At 57.5% G+C, this 21,391-nt stretch carries 13 protein-coding genes; 10 read left to right on the top strand and 3 right to left on the bottom strand.

What is annotated here, in order from left to right:
- Positions 1–101: 101 nt before the first annotated feature.
- The 7 genes from EV130_RS25355 to EV130_RS25325 all read left to right on the top strand — a co-directional run bounded on the left by EV130_RS25355 (position 102) and on the right by EV130_RS25325 (position 15,007).
- On the top strand, positions 102–7,544 hold the full coding sequence (locus EV130_RS25355) for a type I polyketide synthase (RefSeq protein WP_132661976.1): 7,443 nt from the start codon (positions 102–104) through the stop codon (positions 7,542–7,544).
- 1 nt (position 7,545) lies between these two features.
- Complete coding sequence (locus EV130_RS25350) at positions 7,546–8,958, top strand: aminotransferase class I/II-fold pyridoxal phosphate-dependent enzyme (RefSeq protein ID WP_132661974.1); 1,413 nt, start codon at positions 7,546–7,548, stop codon at positions 8,956–8,958.
- Between the two features lie 13 nt (positions 8,959–8,971).
- Entirely contained in the window at positions 8,972–9,835 is an 864-nt protein-coding gene (locus tag EV130_RS25345) for an SDR family NAD(P)-dependent oxidoreductase (protein WP_074062165.1), read from the top strand.
- 6 nt (positions 9,836–9,841) lie between these two features.
- On the top strand, positions 9,842–11,467 hold the full coding sequence (locus EV130_RS25340) for an LTA synthase family protein (RefSeq protein ID WP_074062164.1): 1,626 nt from the start codon (positions 9,842–9,844) through the stop codon (positions 11,465–11,467).
- Entirely contained in the window at positions 11,464–12,765 is a 1,302-nt protein-coding gene (locus EV130_RS25335) for a capsule biosynthesis protein (protein ID WP_132662161.1), read from the top strand. Before EV130_RS25340 ends, EV130_RS25335 begins: the two co-directional genes overlap by 4 nt.
- Before the next feature lie 58 nt (positions 12,766–12,823).
- On the top strand, positions 12,824–14,047 hold the full coding sequence (locus EV130_RS25330; RefSeq protein WP_245520106.1) for a right-handed parallel beta-helix repeat-containing protein: 1,224 nt from the start codon (positions 12,824–12,826) through the stop codon (positions 14,045–14,047).
- A 102-nt stretch (positions 14,048–14,149) separates the two neighbouring features.
- On the top strand, positions 14,150–15,007 hold the full coding sequence (locus EV130_RS25325; RefSeq protein WP_245520105.1) for a glycosyl transferase: 858 nt from the start codon (positions 14,150–14,152) through the stop codon (positions 15,005–15,007).
- Between the two features lie 45 nt (positions 15,008–15,052).
- On the opposite strand, the gene EV130_RS25320 is transcribed toward EV130_RS25325, so the two are convergent.
- On the bottom strand, positions 15,053–15,874 hold the full coding sequence (locus EV130_RS25320; RefSeq protein ID WP_132553848.1) for a polysaccharide pyruvyl transferase family protein: 822 nt from the start codon (positions 15,872–15,874) through the stop codon (positions 15,053–15,055).
- A 582-nt stretch (positions 15,875–16,456) separates the two neighbouring features.
- On the opposite strand from EV130_RS25320, the gene EV130_RS25315 reads away from it, so the two are divergent.
- The gene (locus EV130_RS25315; RefSeq protein WP_132661970.1) at positions 16,457–17,452 is read left to right on the top strand and encodes a glycosyltransferase; all 996 of its coding nucleotides are present in this window, start codon (positions 16,457–16,459) and stop codon (positions 17,450–17,452) included.
- On the opposite strand, the gene EV130_RS25310 is transcribed toward EV130_RS25315, so the two are convergent.
- Positions 17,436–18,386 carry a stealth family protein gene (locus tag EV130_RS25310; protein WP_132661968.1) on the bottom strand — a complete coding sequence of 317 codons (951 nt, stop codon included), beginning with the start codon at positions 18,384–18,386 and terminating at the stop codon, positions 17,436–17,438. The two genes, EV130_RS25315 and EV130_RS25310, sit on opposite strands and share 17 nt — an antisense overlap.
- 89 nt (positions 18,387–18,475) lie before the next feature.
- Between EV130_RS25310 and EV130_RS25305 the strand changes: the two genes are divergently transcribed.
- Both EV130_RS25305 and EV130_RS25300 read left to right on the top strand, forming a co-directional pair.
- Entirely contained in the window at positions 18,476–19,621 is a 1,146-nt protein-coding gene (locus EV130_RS25305) for a polysaccharide pyruvyl transferase family protein (protein ID WP_132661966.1), read from the top strand.
- 65 nt (positions 19,622–19,686) lie between these two features.
- The gene (locus tag EV130_RS25300) at positions 19,687–20,421 is read left to right on the top strand and encodes a glycosyltransferase family 29 protein (protein WP_165918570.1); all 735 of its coding nucleotides are present in this window, start codon (positions 19,687–19,689) and stop codon (positions 20,419–20,421) included.
- 48 nt (positions 20,422–20,469) lie between these two features.
- Here EV130_RS25300 and EV130_RS25295 read toward each other — a convergent pair whose 3' ends face one another.
- Positions 20,470–20,751 (bottom strand): hypothetical protein, encoded by a 282-nt coding sequence (locus EV130_RS25295; RefSeq protein WP_074062157.1) that lies wholly within the window; start codon positions 20,749–20,751, stop codon positions 20,470–20,472.
- Positions 20,752–21,391 lie beyond the last annotated feature (640 nt).

The following is a 21,391-nucleotide window of genomic DNA, read 5'->3' as shown; positions in this document are numbered from 1 at the left end:
ACGATTTTTTCGAATGACAAGCCGCAGCTTTTATGATGTGAGCATTAGCTGGCATTGATATCCACCTTTGCCGCCCACCGCCATCACGACACCGGGTGAACATGACGATTGAGATTATTGGGCGCGCAAGCGTCGCTCCTGGCGCTTCTTCAGTGAATGAACTGCGGCAAATTCTCGAGGACGGGAAGTGCACCGTCAGCGAAATCCCGGCGGAGCGCTGGCAGCTCGCCCGCTATTGGCACCCGCATCAAGGCATCCAGGGCAAGACCTACACGTTTGCCGCCGGCGTTCTTACGGACGTCTATCATTTCGATCCGGCTGTTTTCGGTCTCTCCCAGCGCGAAGCGATGCAGATGGATCCGCAGCAGCGGATACTGCTTAACCTTGTCTGGCGTGCGCTTGAGGACGCCAATCTTCCTGCGGCTTCCCTGAGTGGCGAGCAGGTGGGCGTCTATGTCGGTGCATCCAGCCTCGATAACGGCAACCTGGCCGTCGAGGATCCGGCGACCGGCAGCCCTTATTTCATGACGGGCAACACGCTTTCGATCGTTTCGAACCGCATCTCGCATATCTTCGGGCTACGCGGTCCAAGCATGACGATTGACACGGCCTGTTCGTCGTCCCTGGTGGCACTCGACCAGGCCGTGCGCGCGCTCGATCGAGGAGACATCGATACGGCAATCGTGGGCGGGATAAATCTTTTGGCGCATCCGCTTTCCTTCGTCGGATTTGCGCAGGCACGTATGCTGTCGCCTGAAGGCCTGTGCCGCGCCTACGACACGAACGGCCATGGCTATGTGCGCGCCGAAGGGGGCGTCGTGCTTGTGCTTCGCCGCACGGACAAGGCCCTGCGCGAGAGGGACCGCAGCTACGCCCGCCTTCATGCAACCGGCGTCAATTCTTCAGGGCGTACCAACGGCATTTCCCTGCCGTCGCGGGAGGCGCAGGCTGCCCTCCTCAAGTCGGTTTACGAAGGCGCCAATATCGATGTGAACCGCGTCGCCTTCATAGAAGGCCATGGTACCGGCACCCGCGTCGGCGATCCCGCTGAAGTCTGGGCCATCGGCAGCGTCATCGGCAAGAACCGCCGGGCGCCAGTTCCGATTGGCTCCATCAAATCGAATATCGGTCATACCGAACCAGCCTCCGGCCTCTTCGGTCTTCTGAAGGCAGTCATTGCGCTTGAAAACAATTTCCTGCCGGCAACGCTTCATATCGAGCGGACCAACGAAGACATCGATTTCGAGGATCTGAACGTTCGCGTCAACACCTCTCCGATCGAGCTGATGCCTGCGAAAACCCCGCGCTTTGCAGGCGTAAACTCATTCGGCTTTGGCGGCACGAACGCCCATGTCGTGATCAGCGATCCGGATCCTGTCGCACCGCCTGAGCCGCAAGCAAAGGGTGATCGCGTCATCTTCATGGCAAGCGCCCATAGCGCCTCGGCGCTTGAGGGTCTGCTTGATGACTATAAGCAGCGTCTGGAGCAGGCCGAAACGAGAGAGGCGCGCCAGCTTGTCGCTTCCGCGGTGGCGAACCGTGAGGCAATGCGACACCGTTTTGCTGTCAAAGCGAAAGACAGCGACGGAGTGCTGGCGGCAATCAGTGCTCATCTGGCAGGTGAGCCGACGGCTGGCGAGCATGGCGAGGTTCCTGGTCAAGGCGTGCGGGTTGCATTTGTCTTTGCCGGAAACGGCTCGCAATGGCCGGGCATGGGCGTGGACGCCTATCGCGAAAACGCCCATTTCCGCCAGTGCTTCCAGTCCTTCAGCGCTCTCTTTGAATATTATCTCGGCGAAAAGCTGACCGATCTGCTTTTTTCCAAAGACCTGCCGGAGCGGCTCGCGGACACCAAGATCGCTCAGCCGATGTTGTTTGCGGTTCAGGCGGCGTTGACCGACTGTCTCTCGGCGCAGGGCCTGAGACCCGATGCGGTTTTTGGTCACTCAGTCGGCGAAATTGCCGCTGCCTACGCAGCCAAGGTGCTGACGGCCGCGGAAGCTGTGGCGATCGTCGCCAAGCGTTCGCAGCATCAGGACCTGCTCGCCGGCGAAGGCAAGATGGCAGCAGTCGTCATGAGCGCGGATGCCGCGCTTGCCTTCGCAAAGGCGAACGGCTTCGACAATATCTGCATCGCAGCCATCAACGCGCCGAATTCAGTGACGATTTCTGGCCCATCAGACGAGGTTCAAGCCTTCCGCGACGCCGCCCGCAAGGCGCAGATCGTCGCGCACGTGCTCGATATTAATTATCCGTTCCACCATCCGATCATCGATCGGGCAAAGGATGCATTCTTCGACGATCTGCCGGATCTCGAGCCAGATGCCGGCACCGGCACATTCATTTCCACCGTCACGGGCCGCCATGCGGATGGCCAGACGCTGGACACGGCTTATTGGTGGCGCAACGTGCGCGACCCGGTGCTGTTCAAGGACGCTTGTGAAGCCGCGATGGAGATGGGGTGCAACCTTTTCATCGAAATCTCGCCGCGCCCGATTCTTTCGAACTATGTGATGGACATCGCAAAGAGCATTTCTCATCAAGCGGCCGTAATCCCGACGCTCGCGCGTGAAAGCGGGACCGGCCGCGACCCGGTCGCCCAGTCATTCGCGCGTGCTGTGGCTCATGGCGTATCGCCGCTTCGCTCGCGCAACGCCGCCGGTCGCAATGCCTTCATTCAACTTCCGCCGTTGCCGTTCGAGAATGTTGAGTTGCGTCCACAGCCGACGAGCGACGAGATCGACATCTTCGGCCGCGATCAGCGTGTGCCTTATACGCTGCTCGGCTGGCGAACCGATCCGAACGCATCGAGCTGGAAGAACCATGTCGACGCCAACCTGCTGCCTGACCTTGCAGAGCATGTCGTGGATTCAAAGGCGATCATGCCTGGCAGCGGCTTCATCGAGATTGCCGTAACAGCTGCGCAGCAATATTACGATACGGACGAGATCGAACTCGGAAATCTGGAGATCGTGCGGCCGCTGGAACTGCGGCAGGATCGTATCGCCGAACTTTCGACGGTCCTTTCTCCCGAAACCGGCAACATCGAAATCCGCTCGCGCGAACGGTTGAGCAACGACGACTGGACCGTTCATGCCGTAGCCCGGGTGCGCAAGACAATCGATGCCGTGGCCGATGAGCGCGCAGCCCCCGTTGTTGGCGAAGTCAAATCGGTTTTGACGGCCGAAAAGACATATGAGACAGCTGAGCGGTTCGGTCTGCAATATGGTCCGCATTTCAGGCTGTTGTCGAAGGCCGTCGCTTTCGGCCACGGTCTGATAGAGGTCGATCTCAAGACGGCACAAAAGGCTGCTCACCCTTACCTGACCTACAATCTGAATCCGATGTCGGTCGATGCAGCGTTTCACGGTCTGGTGGCTCTTTTCGATCAGTTGTCCGGCGATCAGGCAGGCGCGCCCTATATCCCTGTGCGTTTCGGCTCCGTGCGCGTCAGGCGTTCGGAACGGCCAGTCGTCAAGGCGACGATCGGGATCGAGAGGTTCAGCCAGAATTCGATCAAGGTGCGTTTCCGGATGTTCGACGATGCCGGCACGCAGGTTGCGGCATTCGACGATTGCCGCTTCCGCCGGACGTATCTTAGGCGTCACCACACGTTGGATTCCGTCGCCTTTCACTATGAGAGCGTCCCGTCCGCGCTTTTTGCCGCGACATCCGACATTCATGCGCTTCCGGTCCTTGCCGGTGCCTCGGACGTTGCGCTGAATAACGCAACCCTTCTGCTTGACGCTGCCGTCTATCGCGCATGCCATGAGATCGCGATTGCGCTTGCGGCAAAGGATGGCTCGGTTCCGATTGGCAGCCTTCCCGGCGATGCCGCGTTCCGATCTTTCCTCACCAGCTGCCTCTTCAGCCTTGAAGACGCGGGCATTGCCTCTTGCGATGATGGAAAATGGACCGTTGCGACCGAATTCACGCTGCCGCCGGTCGAGGAGGTTCTGCGGGAACTCTATGGCGAAGATGCCGGCCGCATCGCGGAAGCCGTCCTCATCAACGATGCGCATCGCGATGCTCTCGAGAAGATCGCGGCCCTCAAACACGGCGCCGACGTTCCTTCTTCGAAGTCGGTCAGCGAAGCGACGCTGGAGCATGTTCTCGTCCATTCGCCGTTGAGCTTGCAACGACTTTCCGTCGTAGGCGGCATGGTCGATGGTGTGCTCAAAGCGAAAAAAGGCGGTGTCCGTCGGATTCTGGAAGTTGGGTCGATCTCGGCCGCCTTTAGCCGCAAGCTTGCCCTGGCGGCAGCCGAACACGGCGCTTTGCTCGTCATTGCCGAACCGCGTGAAAATATCCGGCGGGCGCTTGAACTCGCATTCGAAGACAGTGCATATGTCGTTGTCGCCGACCCCGATAAGCTCGGCGATGATGCCGCGGCCGATCTGGTTGTCGCTGCGGGCGATCAGAGCCAGCAGTATCTTTCCAGCGACGAGGCGCTCCAGTCGGCCGTGCGCAAGGCAGCGGCTCACGGTGCGGCGCTCGTCCTTGCCGACCGAGCGCCTTCCGCTTTCAACGACTTCGTATTCGGCCTGTCGGACGGTTGGTTTGCAGGCAGTCAGTCTCCGGAGTTTCCGATCGGAAAGCTGGGCACCGCCCGGCAGATTGAGGATCTCGCACATTCGCTTGGATTTGCGCACGCAAGTGTCGAGGAAGCCGAGTATCCGGAAGGCAGGCTCCTTTCGCTGATCGCTCAGCCGAAGGTGGTGACAGAAAAGTCGTTGGCCGCCGAGGCTGGCAATGGCCCGCTACTTGTGATCGGCGAAGGCTCGAGCCACACCTTGGACTTCTGGCGGATGGCAACAATATCCGTTTCGGCGAACGAGCCGAAGCCGGCTTATGCTGAAGCGTTCTCCAAATTTGCGGGCCAGCCGGTGCGTGCAGTCTATTATGCCGAGCGCGCATCGAACGAAGATCCATCCAAGCTGTCACAGGATCGGCTCGCCACATTTACGGCTTTTGCAGAAGCGCTGGCCGCCTACATGCAATCCGGCGAGCCTGCCGCAAACAGCCGGCCGCAGCTTCTTCTGATCGCGCCCGGCGGATCGCCGCTTTCCGGTGATGGGACCGACGGTGCAAACTCCGGCCTTTGGGCCTTTGCCCGTGTCCTGCAGAATGAATATGAATTCCTGGACGTTCACATGCTCGATGCGGAACCCGGCGATCAACGCGTTTCAGGCATCGTGAATACGATCTTCGCATCACAAGGGGCAAACCGCGAATGGCTGCTCGATGTGGAAACCGGCGAGGTCCGTGAACTGCGCGCTGTTACCGGGCCTTCAGCGTCCTCGGCCCGGATGACCGGCGGGTATGCCGCTGCCACGATCCGCCAGCATTCGGCCGGACGCCTCGACAGTGTTGCCTGGGAAGCGTGTGAAGTACCGTCTGCTGCCGACGGTGAGATCGTCGTTGCCGTCGAAGCAACGGGTCTCAACTTCCGCGATGTCATGTGGGCGATGGGCCTGCTCCCCGAGGAAGCACTGGAGGACGGCTTTGCTGGCGCCACGATCGGCATGGAGTTTGCCGGACGGGTTGTCGAAACGGGCGTGGGCGTCAGCGATCTTAGGCCCGGCGACAAGGTGATGGGCATCGGCCCAGCCGCCTTCTCGACGCATGTGAGAGTTCGCCGGGATGGTGTCACCAGGCTACCCGAACGGATGGATACGGTCGCTGCGGCAACCGTGCCGGTTGCGTTCCTCACGGCCTATTACGCCATGGTCGAGCTCGGTCGCATTCAGCCCGGCGAGACGATCCTGATCCATGGTGCCGCAGGCGGTGTCGGCCTGGCCGCCTTGCAGATCGCAAAACTGAAGGGCGCGACGGTCATTGCCACCGCCGGAACGCTTGAGAAGCGCCGTTTCCTGGAAACGCTTGGCGCCGATCATGTCTTCGATTCGCGCTCCCTCGACTTCGTGACCGATATCCGCCGGATTACCGATGGCGCCGGTGTCGATCTGGTTCTCAACTCGCTCTTCTCCGAAGCCATGGAGCGCAGCCTGGAGCTCGTGAAGCCGTTCGGGCGCTTCCTGGAACTTGGAAAGCGCGACTATTATTCCGACCGGAAGATCGGGCTGAGACCGTTCCGCCGCAATATCAGCTATTTCGGCATCGATGCCGATCAGCTTCTCGTCAATGTGCCGGAACTCACGAAGCGGATCTTTACCGAAATCGGAGAGTTGTTCTCCGCTGGAAAACTCGTGCCCATTCCATATCGCGCTTTCGGTTATGACGAGATCAGCAGCGCATTCCGTCTCATGCAGAATGCTGGTCACATCGGCAAGATCGTCGTCCGTCCCCCGGTGATCGGCAGGGACAAGGTCCTTCCGGTACCTGGCAAGGCGCTTCACTTCAGTTCTGACGGCATATTCCTTGTGGCAGGAGGAATCGGCGGCTTCGGTCTTGCAACCGCAAACTGGCTGGTTTCGAAAGGCGCCCGCAAGATCGCGCTCTGTTCACGGAAGGGTGTTGCCGACGACGAGACCCGCAAGTCGATCGCCGAATGGACAAAGAGGGGTGTAACGGCAAGTGTGCATGCTTGCGACATCACCGAGGAGAGGGCGGTCGCCGACCTGCTTGGCGAACTGCGCACCAAGGCGCCGCTGAAGGGCATCGTCCATGCAGCCATGGTGCTTGACGATGCCCTGCTTTCGAACCTCACGGCAGAACGCAACCGGCCCGTCGTCGACGTAAAGGTCAAGGGCGCGGAAATCCTCCACCGGTTGACGGCAGATGACGACCTCGACCTCTTCCTGCTGTTCTCGTCTGCGACGACGATGCTCGGCAATCCAGGTCAGGCGAATTATGTCGCAGCCAACGGCTACCTCGAAGGTCTGGCGCGCCAGCGTCGCGCAGCCGGACTTGCCGGTCTGGCGGTCGGCTTCGGCGCGATTGCAGACAAGGGCTACCTGGCGCGTAACGCGGAGGTGAACGAGGTGCTTTCGAAGCGCATCGGCAAGTCGGCCTTGAAAGCGAGCGATGCGCTCGAGCAGGTCGAGCGCTACATGCTTGCCGACCAGGGCCGTATCGAGGGTGCGACCGTCATGATCGCCGAGGTTGACTGGAGCGCGGCGCGCCTTCTGCCAATTGCCGGAAAGTCGCTTTTCGAGACGATCATGCGCCAGGCAGGAAGCAGCCAGGCGGTCAATGACAACGAAACCATTGACCTCGAGGCGATGATCGCCGGCAAGTCTGCAGATGAAGCCCAGGCCCTCCTCCATAAGCTGGTGGCTGCCGAAATCGCAGCGATCCTGCGCATCACCGAAGATGGAATCACACCGGAAAAGGTGCTCAAGGACATCGGGCTTGACAGCCTGATGGCGATGGAACTCGGCATGAGCTTTCAGCAGAAGACCGGTTTCGACATACCACTGAGCGGTATCAGCGATGGCACGACGATTGGCGATGTTGTGGCTCGTCTTCGGGAGCGCGTGGCCAGCCGTAGCAGTGGAAACGAGGGGGTAGGCGACGCCGAGCAGGTTGTCAGCCAACTGATCCAGAGTCATTCTGGCACCGTTCAGAAAGCGGCAATGTGAAATGACCAATTCAGAAGGCAAGGCGCAGGACCGGAAAACGGGACTGCTCGATCAGATGCGGCACGCCAACGAGTCGTCCGGCAGAAACCGGACAGCCCGGATGAACCGCCACCCTCAGCCGCCGGTTCGCCAGGTGACACGATTCGACGAATTGCCGGAATACCAGCGGGTGATGACCCAGAAGATCGGGGCGCAGATGGCCGGCATCGGCAACCCCTTCTACCGGTCTCATGACAAGGCGGCAGGTGCAACGACTGTCATGTCCGGCCGGGAATTCGCAAACTTTGCCTCTTATGACTACCTCGCAACCAATACGGACCCGCTCGTCAACCAGCGGGCAAAAGAGGCGATAGATCGCTTTGGCATTTCTGCGTCGGCAAGCCGGCTGGTTGCCGGAGAGCGGCCCGTGCATGTCGAACTCGAACATGCACTTGCCAAGGTCTACGGGGTCGACGCTGCCGTCTGCTTCGTCAGCGGCTACCTGACCAATGTCGCTGCGATCAGCTGTCTGATGGGCCCGCAAGACCTCGTGATCCATGACGAATTCATTCATAACAGTGCGCTTGCCGGCATCAAGCAATCGGGCGCGACACGACGTCTCTTCAAGCATAATGATGTCGAGAACCTCGAATCCGTTCTGAAGACACTGTCCTCCGACTTCCGCCGTATCCTGGTAATTGTCGAAGGCGTCTATTCAATGGATGGCGATATCGCCGACCTGCCGGCCCTGGTCGAGCTAAGGTCGCGTTACGGCTTCTGGCTGATGGTCGATGAGGCACACGCTCTCGGGGTCCTTGGAGAAACCGGTCGCGGCAGCTTCGAACATTGCGGTATCGATCCACATGACGTCGACATCTGGATGGGAACGCTTTCCAAGACCACATCGAGCTGCGGCGGCTATATAGCCGGAAGCCAGGCCCTGGCGGACGTCTTGAAGGCCGAAGCCGGTGGCTTCGTCTATAGTGTCGGCCTGGCGCCGGTACTGGCGGCTGCGGCATTGACCGGCCTTGAAATATTGGCAAAAGAGCCGGACCGTACTGCCCGCCTGCGGCGCAACGGCGCGCTCTTTCTCAGGCTTGCGAAGGCCGCCGGTCTCGATACCGGCCTTGCGACCGGTTATTCCGTCGTTCCGGTGATCGTCGGCGATTCCGTTCGGGCCGTGCAGCTTTCCAATGATCTTCTCGAAGAGGGCATAAACGCGCTTCCGATCATCCATCCGGCAGTTCCCGAGGGCATGGCGCGGCTGCGTTTCTTCATCACCTGCAATCACACGGATGAGCAGATTGCCCACGCTGTCACTGTGACAGCGAAGCGGCTCAAAGATTTACAGGACCGCAATTTCGGCCTAGGTTCGATCGACTTCGAAAAGGTCATGAAACTCCTGCCGATGAACCAGATGGCGGGCAAGCCTTAGGCAGGACGATGCAATGCATGTCATCGTAACCGGCGGTTCAAGCGGCATCGGATTAGCAGTCGCAAAGGCTTACGCCGCCAGAGGCGAGCGTGTTTCGCTGATCGCACGCGATGCCGAACGCCTGGATCAGGCGCTTCGAGAGGTCAAGGCTGCATCGAAAGGCGGAAGCGCTTTTGCCTTTTCGGCTGACGTTTCCAAACATGAGGACCTGGCATTTGCGGTCAAAGCCTGTGAAACGGCAAACGGCCACTGCGATGTGCTGATCGCCTCTGCCGGCATCGTCGAACCGGCCGCCTTCGACGCTCTTCCAGCAGCGGCCTTCGACCAGCAAATAACCACAAATCTCCTGGGCACGGCGAATGCCGCCCGTGCCGTCTATCACAGCATGAAGGCGAGGGGGCAGGGGACCATCATGGTGGTCTCGTCGGGTGCCGCATTGATTGGCCTTCACGGTTATGCGGCCTATTGCGCCTCCAAATCCGCCCTCAAGGGCTTTGCCGAAGCCGTTCAGGCGGAAGCTGTCGGAACGGGAATTCGCGTCTCCATCTGCTTTCCGCCGGACACGCTGACACCCCAGTATCAGCGCGAAATGACGATGCGGCCATGGCAGGCCGAGGTTCTCATGGGCAAGGTGAAGCCGTGGACGGCCGAAGCAATTGCGCAGCGAATTATCGCCGGTATCGACCGCAACCGCTCGAAGATCCACTTTACGCCATCTCTCATGGCGCTTGCCTATCTGGGACCGTTCATCAAGCCGCTGCTTTCGCGCTGGTACCGTTATCGATTGAAGCGTGGCGTAAGGGAAACGCATGCAAGGTCATCGACTGTGCATTTGAAGACAGGGATATCATCGGGCATTGACACGCCCAAGCTTTAATCGGATTTGGCATTTATTGCCGGTAATAGAAAATCGATGGTTTCGTTGCGCTTACATGATGTCCCCTTTCTACTGGTTGCCTCCTGCTTCGTCCTGACGTGCCTCTTCGTCTACGCAACGGACTGGTTCGCGATGCCGTCTGTCGTCTATCGCCAGAACAAGATCGAGCGAACACCCGCGCGCTATGCGCTCGATCTTGCCGCGCGCCTTCCGGTTATCGCTCTGGTCTTTGCGGGGTTCTTTTCGGTGACGTGGCGGCCGATCTACGCCATGCAGGCGACGATGAGCTTCTTTGTGATTTTCACCGGGATTTCACGCGCCAAATTCAAGTTCATCAGAGAGCCGTTGATTTTCTCCGATATCGCGCTCGTCGTCGATGTCTTCAAATACAAGGAGATTTTCTATGCGACCTCGCTCAACGTCTTCTTCTGGATATTCTCGTTCCTGTACGTTTTCGGCGTGACCGGGCTCTATTTCTACTTCGAGCCGCACATCTTGCCTGACAGCGCACGGCTGTTCTCGGTGCTGGTCGGACTTGCCGTTGCCTTCGGCCCGTGGCTGGCGCTTTTCTATGGTCCCGTGAACGGGCCGGTTTCGCGGGCCACTCAGCAGCTCGTTGGACCGATCGATATCAAGAAGAATACGGTCCGCTTCGGCACGTTCACGTCTGTCGTCCTGCATTTTATCATATGGCTTGGCCGCCGCCGCGAGAAGATCGTGCACGAGCTGTCGGTCATGCTGAAGTCGGCGCTGCACGATCTTTGGGATCCGGACGGCGACGAAGAGCCGCCGCTCATCGTCGTCTGGCAGTCGGAATCCTTCATCGACCTTCGTCATTTCGAGGTCAAAGACCTGAAGCTTCCCAATCTTGATCGGCTGCGCAAGCGGGCGGCGCAGTGGGGCCGCATGACCAGCGTGTTCGAAGGCGGTTATACGCTTCGCACAGAATTTGCAGTCTTGAGCGGACTTCAGCCGGACGACGTGCATATCGATGCGAGCTACCCCTATCTGAGCGCAAGCCAATATGCGGATGTCGTTTGGCCGAATAAGCTGAAGGATGCCGGCTGGAAGACGCAGTTCATTCACCCCTATGACCGTACCTTCTTCCTGCGTCATAAGGCAATGCCGCAGCTCGGCTTCGATCACATGATGATGCTCGACGAATTCGATCACAATCCGGAGCGCGACGGCCCTTATGTGAGCGATCAGATGCTGACGAAAAGCGTTATCCGCGAGATCGAAAAGGATCCGGACATCAAGAATTTCCTGTTCGTCGCCTCAATGGCCAACCATGGCCCCTGGGAGGCCGGTCGCGTCGGTGACCTCACGGATTCTGTGGAGATCTATTCCGAGCTCCTTCGTCGCGCCGATCACGCCCTTGGAAACCTGGCCCATCATCTCGATACGCTGGACCGGCCAGTCTGGTTGCTCTTCTACGGCGATCATGCGCCGCTCTTGAAGGCTTTCGCCGATCCGTTTCCGGACCCTCGTACCGATTACGTGATCGTGCCGCTCGGTCGCGCTCGCTCGCATTCGCAGCGTCCTGTTCCTCCGCGGGAAGAAGCGCCATGGAACCTGCTTGGAACGCTGCTGCGCTATGCCGGCCTCAGCAAAGAGTTGCCGGCGCAATGATCGTGCCGGTGGTCCGCTCAGAGGAGAAGGCGAAACGCGTCTTCCTGTTTCTCCAGGGGCCATCGTCCATCCTCTATTGCCGGATCGCGGACCGTCTTGAGGCAGCAGGCTGCGCGTGCCTCCGCGTCAACCTCAACAGCGGGGATTGGCTGTTCTGGCGCAGGCGAGGTGCCTTGAACTATCGGGGTCCTTTCGCCGCTTGGTCGGGCTATGTCCGTCATCTCATCGCCGACCGCAAGATCACCGACCTTATCGTCCACGGCGAGGAAAGACCCTATCACCGTGCTGCCATCGCCGAAGCCCGCATGATGGGCGTTTCGATCTACGCAATCGAGATGGGGCATCTTAGGCCCGATTGGGTGACGATCGAGCGCGAAGGCCTTTCGTCCAACTCACGCTTTCCCGCTGATCCGGATCATATACTTGCGGCTGCGGAAGGCCTGCCGGAACCCGATTGGAACAGGCGCTACAGTCACACCTTCCTCTCCGAAGCGATCGCCGATCTCCTGTATTACCTGCCGACCGTGTTCTTCTCACTCTTTTATCCTCATTACCGGCGGCACGGGCTGTTTCATCCGCTCGCCGAATATGCCGGCTGGCTGAGAAGGCTCGCAACAGGCCGCAAGAGGGCCCGCGAGGCGAATTTGAGAATTGGCCAGCTGTCTTCCGATAATGCTGCGTTCTTTGTCTATCCCCTGCAGATTGAAACCGACTATCAGCTGCGCGCCCATTCGCCGTTCCACAGCCAGCGGGATGCGATCCGCTATATTCTGCGTTCATTTGCCGAGCACGCACCGCAAGAAGCGAAGCTGCTCGTCAAAGTCCATCCGCTCGATAACGGGCTTATCGACTGGGACGACTATGTGAACGCCACGGCCCTGTCGCTCGGCCTGTCCGGACGCGTGCAGGTTATCGACGGCGGTGATCTCTCGACGCTGATCGCTGCAAGCCGGGGCGTGGTCACAGTCAATTCGACAGCTGCGCTTTCCGCATTGCAGGCAGGAAAGCCCGTTAAGACGCTCGGAGTGACGATTTATGATATCGAAGGGCTGACGGATCCAGGTTCCATCGATCGTTTCTGGCAGGATCCACAACCGCCATCGGCAAAGCTTCTTGGCGCGTTCATGCGATTGCTCGCTGCCTCCGTGCAGGTTCGCGGCAACTTCTATTCGAAAGAGGGAGCGAAGGCAGCAGCCGAAAGCATTGCCTCGAGGTTACTGGCGCGAAATGTCAACGAGCCGGGCGCCTACGTAGAGCCGCCGATCCGCAAACATCCTGTGAAAATAGACGTTCCTTGACGAACATCTGGTAAGAAGTCGGGTGAAGATTCGCGTGACGTGGGGCAACGGAGATAGAATGATACTCGACAAGACGAAAGCTGTCATAATGTCAACGGGCCTCGCCTTGCTGGTCGGCTGCCAGGGCGGAGCGCCCTATATTGACAGCTCATTTTTGCAGCCCGATCTTGGATATCAGAGGCCGCATCCTCAGCGACCGCCGGACCCCTCCGTGCCGTCGCCTGATGACGAAAACACCGGGCCACTAACTCCGGTCGAGGAGCCTCCCACCGACACCTCGCCACCAAGCGAAGACGCTGGGCAAAGCACACCGTGCGGACAGGAGACGATCTCCAAAATAAGGGCCCCTGGTTCAGAGCCGGTTTCCTTGCGGTGCAATATCCAGCTGTCTTCGCGCGACGTCGTGACCCGTCAGTTGATCTTCGAAGGAAGTTCCGCTTCAAACGCAGTACTTGATTGTGGCGGGGGGCTGATCGACGTCAGTTCCGGTAGTTCACGGATGCAGAAGACAGGGATCGTCGTTCGCTCGACGCGGATTGCGTCGGGGCAGTGGGATGCTCCGCGCAATGTCACCATTCGTAACTGCCGGATCAGAGGATTTGTCAGGATTTACGGTCTCGGAGAAAATGCGAACGGAGAAGTCATGAAGGCTTCTTCGCTCAAGCCTGATCACACCACTTATTCCCAGGCCGCGGCGCCGGCCAACGTGAGATTTGAGAAAGTTCGGATCGAAGCACCCGGTGGCATACCGTTCTATGTGGGGCCGGGCGTAACAGGAGCGGCTTTGATATCGTCTCAAATATCAGGTCGCAGCACCGCCGTTGCCGTATATCTTGACGCCGAGTCAGCCCGCAACACGATCTCGGGAAACGTCTTCAGCATCAAAACGGACAAGCGTGAGTTGATAGCTATCGATGGTTCTGCAAGAAATACGATTTCCCGTAATACGTTCGAAAACTCCGACAATGGCGGAATATTCGTCTATCGCAATTGCGGAGAAGGCGGCGTTATTCGCCACCAGAAACCGGAATTCAATCAAATAACGCAAAACACGTTTCGTTATTCTTCTGGCCGAAAGCAACCGGCAGTTTGGCTGGGATCCCGTAACGGCGGCAAGGACTATTGCTTTACCGATCCGGCCTATCCATTTGGCAGCAGCGCAAGCAATGCAGACTTTGCTGACAACAACAATGTCGAAGGAAACAGGATCGTCGGTGGTGGTCGCGATCTGATCGTTAGCAGGGGCGGCAACAATGTCGTTCGAGACAACACGTCACAATAGGCGGCATCTGACAATGGAAACAATGGCTACGTGCTATTTTGTGTCTGCTGGCATGCGCGAGATCTTTGCAAACGGCTTGGAGCATTGGGATTTAAAAAAGGAATGGCGGAGGAAATGGCTGTGAGCGAGGCGCTACCTGCGGCAGGCACGAAACAGGTGATCTGCATAAACTGGGGTACGAAGTTCGGCCCTCCCTATATCAATCGCCTTTATGCCATGGTTGCGAGAAATATAACTCCGCCGTTTACGTTCACATGTTTCACGGATAAGCGCGATGGCATTCGGCCTGAGGTTCTTTGCGAGGACTTACCACCATTAGACGTCGCGAAAATGCCAGAGAAATCCCCAGGGATCTGGAACAAGGCTAGGCTTTGGGGAGAAACTTTAGGGTCCCTCCGCGGCCCAGTCTTGTTTCTCGATCTGGACCTTGTGATTGTTGCGTCGCTCGATCCGTTTTTTGAGGTTGGCAGGCCCGATGACGTCGTCATGGCGCGCAATCAGACCACGCCGTTTGAAAAGCTGGGTCAGACATCGCTGTTTCGATTTCCGGTGGGCAAGCTCGCGCCGCTGCAAGAGAAATTTAAGGCGGCACCACAGGTGATTGCCGATGAGTACCGGTTTGAGCAGCGCTTCGTAACCAAAAACGTTCCGGATGGTCCGAAGTTCTTCCCGCGCGAGTGGGTTCTGCACTTTCGTCAAGATTGCCGGCGTTCTTGGCCGCTCAATTACTTCCTTGCACCGCGGCTCCCCCACAGCGCGAAAGTCGTCATCTTCCCCCGCGGTCTTCGCCCAGAGCAGGCGATAAGCGGGAAATACCACGAGCGCGGCGCCGACAATCTGGTCGGACATCTTATGGCAAGCTTCAACAAGAGCAAACGGCAGAAGCGGGACACGTTCTTCGCGCATCTTCGGCATTTTATCCGTCCGACGCGCTGGGTAGCGGATCACTGGAGGGAGTAAGCGTGTTAAGCGCGATTTCATTGCGGGGCTGGCGACAGCGCTAGACTAGGCCAGGGCTGCAGCGATCCTGCTTCGCAAGTCCTGACGGATTTGCGCTTTGATGCCATCAATATTCAATGCTGGCGGTATCTCAGCAACCCTACTTGCAAACGGGTGATTGATAGGATGCCACTTTGAACGCCGCTGAAGTCCGATCTCTTCAACTATTGCAGTGCGATTCGTCTTGGGACCGATGAAGACGGTTGGAATGCCCATAGCGACACAGGGCATTGCGCAGTGAATGCGCTTGGTGACTATCAGCGCCGCTCTACGGCCGTAAGTTTCGATAATCTCGCGTGCAAACCTGAGACGTACATCCGTCGGTGTCTCTGGCACCCGATGGCTGACGGTTTTCAGTTTGAACCCGTGATTATTACGAAAGTTCGGCGTTAAGTCGCTGAGATCTGCCTCAACAAGGTAAATCGAATCAGGCTTTCGCTCGGCAGGCGCATCGAACGTCAATGTGGCACAAAGCGAAAGGTACGCTTCAACTCCTAAACTCCGGATGAATTCTACCGTGCCGCTATCGCGGCATCCGATGGGCTCATGCTTTTTTAAGTAGGCTGCATGCCGGGCAATAGTCGGCTTGGCTCGCTTCTGTACGTGGAAGCCAAAGAAGATGGGTTTAATCGCTTCGCTCGGTGGCCAGTTATCGAGTTCTTCTAGAAACCAGCCATTTGTGACCAGGATGGCTTGGGGGCCATCGTATGTGTTGAGGTGATCTCGGTCGATGAAGGCGTCAACGCGCGGCAAATGCTGCATCACAGCCACCGTCTGAACGTCGTCGCCAATGTTATTGCTGAGCCAGTTCAGCGCCAAAATATTCATTGAATCTCTCTAAGTTTTGCCTCCAGATAATACGCAGTCCCTCAGATTGCAATCCGTTCTCTTGCCGGTTCGATAGGACCGCCGCAGCGACACTCATCTCTAAATGGCACGTGGCTGTCGGCCAACGATACCGCTGTTAAAAGGTGGCTGTTGGCACGAATTACATCGTGTGCCCTGGTGGCGATCACGCGGCAACGGTTGCCTGTCGAGATTTCTTAACCTGCAGCGTTCAGCGATCCCGAAGCGTCGAACGGAATGGTACCTGGGGAATGCCTGCTCGATTTAAACGCTGCTCTATGTTATGGGGCAGCACGTTAACTGGAACTGCCGATGCCTCGATACCCTTCATCAAGCCGATTGTTCGCCAGATGGATTGAGCCCCCTCCTATCGGCGTCGTCGAAGCCTCGAACTTTAGACAAGGGGATACTTTTTCGGTCGATGTCTGTATCGTGACGAATTGCGCCTTCGTCGGTGGAAACGCCTCAACCACTGTCACTGAGCTCGAGGCGTTTTCCGCCGCTGGACTGACCACGATCATAGTACATTGCCCAGTCAAACGGTCGCTTTGGAAACGCAATTGGGTGGCTGAACGCTTCCTTCCCTTCATGGACGAAATCGTTCCCGCGCATAACGTCAAACACATCAAGTGCCAAACCCTTATCGCCCGTGGCCCTCGCATGGTTATGACGCCGGTTTTCCGCAATCTGATGAAGAGGATCGATGCCGAACGGGCTTTGTATGTCGTGAACAATTCCGCGTGGAGCGAGAATGGGAAACCGCTGTTCAACTGGCAGGCGCTGAATCGTCGCGCCGCAAGGATTGGAGTTCCGCATTCGAGTGTCTATCCAATCAGCCCGATTATCCGCGAAGAAGCCAGGAAGGCCCTTTCGAAATCTGCTTGCCCGGACTTATTGGCGCCGATCGATTGGCCACCGGCTTTCAAAATTGAGGATTTCTCCTTTGCGCCGCGGAGGCACCTGACTGCCCCCGTCGTCATCGGACGCCATGGCCGGGACCACGACGGAAAATGGCTCGAAGATGCGGAGGAACTTCGGGCTGCCTACCCTTGCCGCAGTGATATTGTCGTAAAAATCATGGGCGGAGCAGAAACGGTTAGAAAACGGTTAGGCGCTTTGCCCTCCAACTGGGAGGTCGAGCCGTTCGGAACGATGGGCGTTGCAGACTACCTTTCGCAACTTGATGTGTTTGTAAACTTCCCGGCACGAACCAGAGACGAAGCTTTTGGGCGAACGATAATCGAGGCCGTACTTTCGGGACTTCCTGTAATCCTTCCTCCTGCATTCGAACCCACGTTCGGTGATCTGGCGCTTTATTGCGAGCCACATCAGGTGGCAGGGCTCATCGAAAGACTCGCGAGCGATGATGAGGGCCGCATCCACTATATTAACGCATGCCGACGGGAAGCGGCAGAACGCTTTGGCTCCCACACGCTTTTGAAGCGGTTGAAAAGTCCCGACATCGAGGGATCCTACTCGCCCACGCTCGATGGCGACTCACAGGATTTTCGTAGGAGGATGATGCGCGAGCTCATCCCCGAGACTAGCGTGACAGGCTGAACCACTCTTCTAAGCCCGAGAAGACAACGCGACTGTCCTCTTCGGTCATTGCGTCGAGGCTCTGCACACAGATACACGCAAGCTCACCGCGGACCAGAGCGCGCATCGTAGCAGCGATTTTAGCCGACGCCCGTTTATTTCGAGGAGGCTTGATAAAGCCAAAGTCGGCAGGCTCCTCCACGAAGGAGCTATCCAGTTCCAGATTGTTTGCAAGGCCGATTGGGGAAAATTGCGCGGGACTGCGAAAACGATAACCAGCCTGAGCCCGCAGCGCTGTAACGTCTTGCTCCAGGAAAGCGGCCATCGTCGATCTTCGCATGGCGTGAGGGTGATGTCCCGCAAGGAGATAATCATCGGTTCGCCCTGCCAAGCGCGCAGCCATTTGCTGGGCCTCCTTGAAGCCTGCTCGCTTCGGACCACGACGAAAAAGGGCCTTAAACCACGTGGTTGAGTTGTTGGGAAAACGCCTTAGCTGGCCCCTTAGCACAGGCCTGCCGTCTCGAAAAAAGTAGTCAGCTGTTAAGCTGCGTCCAATGAAAATGTCATCATTGAGATAGATAAACTGTTCGGCGAGATCCGGAATGCGATAGAGCATCGTCTCAACTGAGCGTGAGCTGAAAACCGGGAGCAAATCGTCATGCTCTCCGTAAATTGAACGGTGACTGACAATTTCGATTCGACTTGCCCAGTCGGGGTTCGCAGCTACAAGGCTTTCCAGAGCGTCAGGTTTTTGGTCGTCAGTGACGACAAATACGCGTCGTATAAAAGGACAGAAGCGCAAGATTGACCACACGCAGTATTTAATCTCGCCGCGATGCGCAAAGCGTGTCGAGGCGGTAGCCATAGAATGTATTGCTTTTGGTTGAAAAACCGCCCTTTTTGCAACATGGGCAGGATCATCCCCATCGACCCAAGTAACAACTGCGTCAATCAAAACAAAACTCCGCTCCCGACGAATCTTGACAGCGCCTCTCGGCACATGCAACGCCACGCAAAACTGAACGAAACCGAAGAAAGCACAGCATGAAAGCTCCCGTCGCGATCGTTTTCGCCAACCTTAAAGGTAATTTAGGCGACTTCGCAATATTGCATGCGATGCTCGTCGATCTGGAACGAAAGCGTTCAGGGCACCCTGTCCATGTCTATTCCCAAGGATTTGTATCCGTAGATCGCGCCAGACTCGCGGCCTTTAGGAAAGTTGCCCCGCCGTTTGAACTTGCAGGAACGACGTTCACCGACAATCATCGTTTCCAGCGGCTAAGGGTCAAAATAGCGAGATTATTTCGCTTGCGGCAGCGTTACCAAGCTTCGAGGATCAGATCCTTGGCGAGAAACGCGACTTCCGACGCGGAAACTTTTTCGCGATATGAAGGAGTCTATATTGCCGGCGGAGCGCAGTGGACGGGCGAGAACTCGGGAGTATCCATGTTCGCCACGCTAAGAGCTATGGCTGCACACACCGATCGAATCTTTTCCTATCCCGTCTCGGTCTCTTCATCGCTTTGGAAGGTGAACACCCGGAGCGGTTTAGCTGCCGACTTTTCGCACATTCAAGCCCCGCTCATCGCACGCGACAGCACATCCGAAGCTATGCTCAAGGAGCTTGGTCTCGATGCTGTGCTCGGTGCCGACTGTGTCTTTTCGCTAGCTGAGATTGGAAAGAGAGTAGAGGCCGCATCTCGTGGTAAACCGTTACGGGTGCTGCTCGTAGTAACGAGTCAGGAGGCAGTTGCAATCAGCGGGGCGCTTCAACGTCTGCGCTCGCACGGGATTTCGATTGCACTCCTGACAACGTGCGAAAGCGAGGACTTTGCGGTTCAAAAGCCGAGCGCCGAGGCCCACGGAGCACAGTTTCTTGCTCCTCTAACCTGGCAGGATACCGTAGCCGAAATGAAGGCTAGTGACGTCGTCATTACGAACCGGCTTCACGGGCTCATCCTCGCTTCATTTGCGGGTGTACCCGTATTGCCTTTGACTGACCGGTCGAAAGTTCTGGCAGTGGTCAATGATGCAGCATTGCCGCTGAAAATATCGAACCTCGCGTATCTGAATGTCGAGATCGTAAAGGAGGCCGTCGAGCGACGCGCAGAAATTGTCAGCAAGATTGCCGATTATCGAGATCGAGCACAGTCAAAGCTGCGCAGCCCTATTTTGGATGAATGGGCGTGACCAGAGAAGCATTCGTGAGACTACTCAGGCAAACTGGCCGCACCTTGGATATAATCCAACGGTGGATGAGATTTAAAATTACCGCTTCTCCGCTTAACCCGTGGCGAATACAGTCACTGAATGCGTCGGCCTTCGCTGGAAAAAAGGTCATAATTATTGGCCCCGCACAGACGGTTGTCGAGGATCTCGAGAACGTGGTTGTTGACGGTTATGATGTGATCGTCCGACTGAACAACGGCATAGCACTTGCTCGAAAAAACCCGTCCATTCTAGGCTCGCGGACCGATGTGCTTTTTCATAATCTCGTAGAGCACGGTGAGAGAAGCGCGGGCGCAATTCCGGCATCTTTACTGCGAGAGCACGGCGTTCGCTTCTTAGTGTTTCCTCACTGGGGCTTCAAAGGCAGTAAATCTCGCTTGTACAAGAAGCGCGAGGAACTCCAGGACTTTCAAGGCCCCGCATTGATGGTGCCTTCAACTCGCTTTTGCGAGAATGTGCGGCGCGAGCTGGGCGGATTTCAACCGACGGTCGGCGCCAGTGCAATTTTGTTTTTTCTAAGCGCACAGTGCAAAGAAGTCGCCATCCACGGCTTCACGTTCTTTCAGACGCCTTATCTTGTCGGCTACAACGACGCGGTCGCGACAGCCGATGAGGCACGCGCGTGGGCGGCGGCGTCATACGTGCATGATCCGGTCCGGGAAAAGAAGGTGATTGGACGCTATATTTCTGCTGCCGAGCAGCGAGGAGTGCGGGTTGCGCTCGGGGCCAACGTACGGCGGTTTCTGTCGGACGTCCGGTGAAAAGCATCCGATTCCGCTAGCGGTATCGATTGAAGCGGCGACGACGGCTCAGCGCATCAGGACGACGCGACCTTCACGGACCAGAGAGTAGGTGTAATCTCGTTCCGCAGCCCAGTCATGCGGGCCGCGGTTGTCCTTCCGGCGATAGTAGCTCACGCTCTCCTTGAAATCGAAGCCGAACATCCAGATTTCGGCCTCCGTCAATTCGGTTAGCATGTGAAGGGCTCTTGAGCCCATCGAGGGAGACGCACCTAGCCGAGCCGTCAAATCGTCCAGCAATGCGATAGGATAGAAGGCCTGCTGTGGGTCTTCGCACAGTTCGCGTTCCATCGCGCTCATCCAGACGGAGAAGACACCGTCAAAATAGCGCCTCTTAAGTCGCACACGCCAGGATGCGCGACCCATGTTGTAAAGGAAGCTTGATCTTGTGCTGAAACAATGGATGTCGATCCTCCGACCCTGGGCCGCTGGCCGGATTGGCACTCCGGAATTTATTCTGACGACGCATCCATCGTCGATTTGCTGACCGAAGCGAGTGGTGAGCAGTGACGCTGCATTGCCGACCAGCGAGACCCTCCTTCCAGCGATGACACTACGGAGATTGAAGCAGAACTGATCTAAGTCCTGATCTGTCATGGAACCGTCTCTCGCATAGTGATTGTCTTTCAGGAGATCAGATCAGGATCCTGCGGCGTTTTTCGTGCCTGGCGATCTTGCGAGGCGGCAAACGCTAGCAGGCTGCCAGCAAGCGAACGGCCACGTGATCTCGTGACAGCAGCGTGACGTCAATCTGCTGCCCGACCCCATTCTAAAGTTAATGGCAGTCGCGTTCTGCCGCAGCGTTTACATGAATCTGATGGCTGTGCAAAGATGATCAGCCGAACGCCTCCTGGCAGTCGCGCCGTTTTATCAGGCGCGATGAATACTCGACTTTCCGGTCATTGGCCAGTAAGACGCCAGCTCGACCCCA

The organism is Rhizobium azibense (assembly GCF_004342325.1).
GTDB lineage: Bacteria > Pseudomonadota > Alphaproteobacteria > Rhizobiales > Rhizobiaceae > Rhizobium > Rhizobium etli_B.
Note: the sequence above shows the minus strand (reverse complement) of the source record. Positions and strands in the feature narration are given on the sequence as shown.

Excerpts from the sequence above, each read along its gene's own strand:
- EV130_RS25355 (WP_132661976.1), top strand. The coding sequence starts at position 102 with ATGACGATTGAGATTATTGGGCGCGCAAGCGTCGCTCCTGGCGCTTCT.
- EV130_RS25320 (WP_132553848.1), bottom strand. The coding sequence starts at position 15,874 with ATGAATATTTTGGCGCTGAACTGGCTCAGCAATAACATTGGCGACGAC.
- EV130_RS25350 (WP_132661974.1), top strand. The coding sequence starts at position 7,546 with ATGACCAATTCAGAAGGCAAGGCGCAGGACCGGAAAACGGGACTGCTC.
- EV130_RS25335 (WP_132662161.1), top strand. The coding sequence starts at position 11,464 with ATGATCGTGCCGGTGGTCCGCTCAGAGGAGAAGGCGAAACGCGTCTTC.
- EV130_RS25305 (WP_132661966.1), top strand. The coding sequence starts at position 18,476 with ATGAAAGCTCCCGTCGCGATCGTTTTCGCCAACCTTAAAGGTAATTTA.
- EV130_RS25330 (WP_245520106.1), top strand. The coding sequence starts at position 12,824 with ATGATACTCGACAAGACGAAAGCTGTCATAATGTCAACGGGCCTCGCC.
- EV130_RS25325 (WP_245520105.1), top strand. The coding sequence starts at position 14,150 with ATGGCGGAGGAAATGGCTGTGAGCGAGGCGCTACCTGCGGCAGGCACG.
- EV130_RS25300 (WP_165918570.1), top strand. The coding sequence starts at position 19,687 with ATGAGATTTAAAATTACCGCTTCTCCGCTTAACCCGTGGCGAATACAG.
- EV130_RS25295 (WP_074062157.1), bottom strand. The coding sequence starts at position 20,751 with ATGGAACGCGAACTGTGCGAAGACCCACAGCAGGCCTTCTATCCTATC.
- EV130_RS25345 (WP_074062165.1), top strand. The coding sequence starts at position 8,972 with ATGCATGTCATCGTAACCGGCGGTTCAAGCGGCATCGGATTAGCAGTC.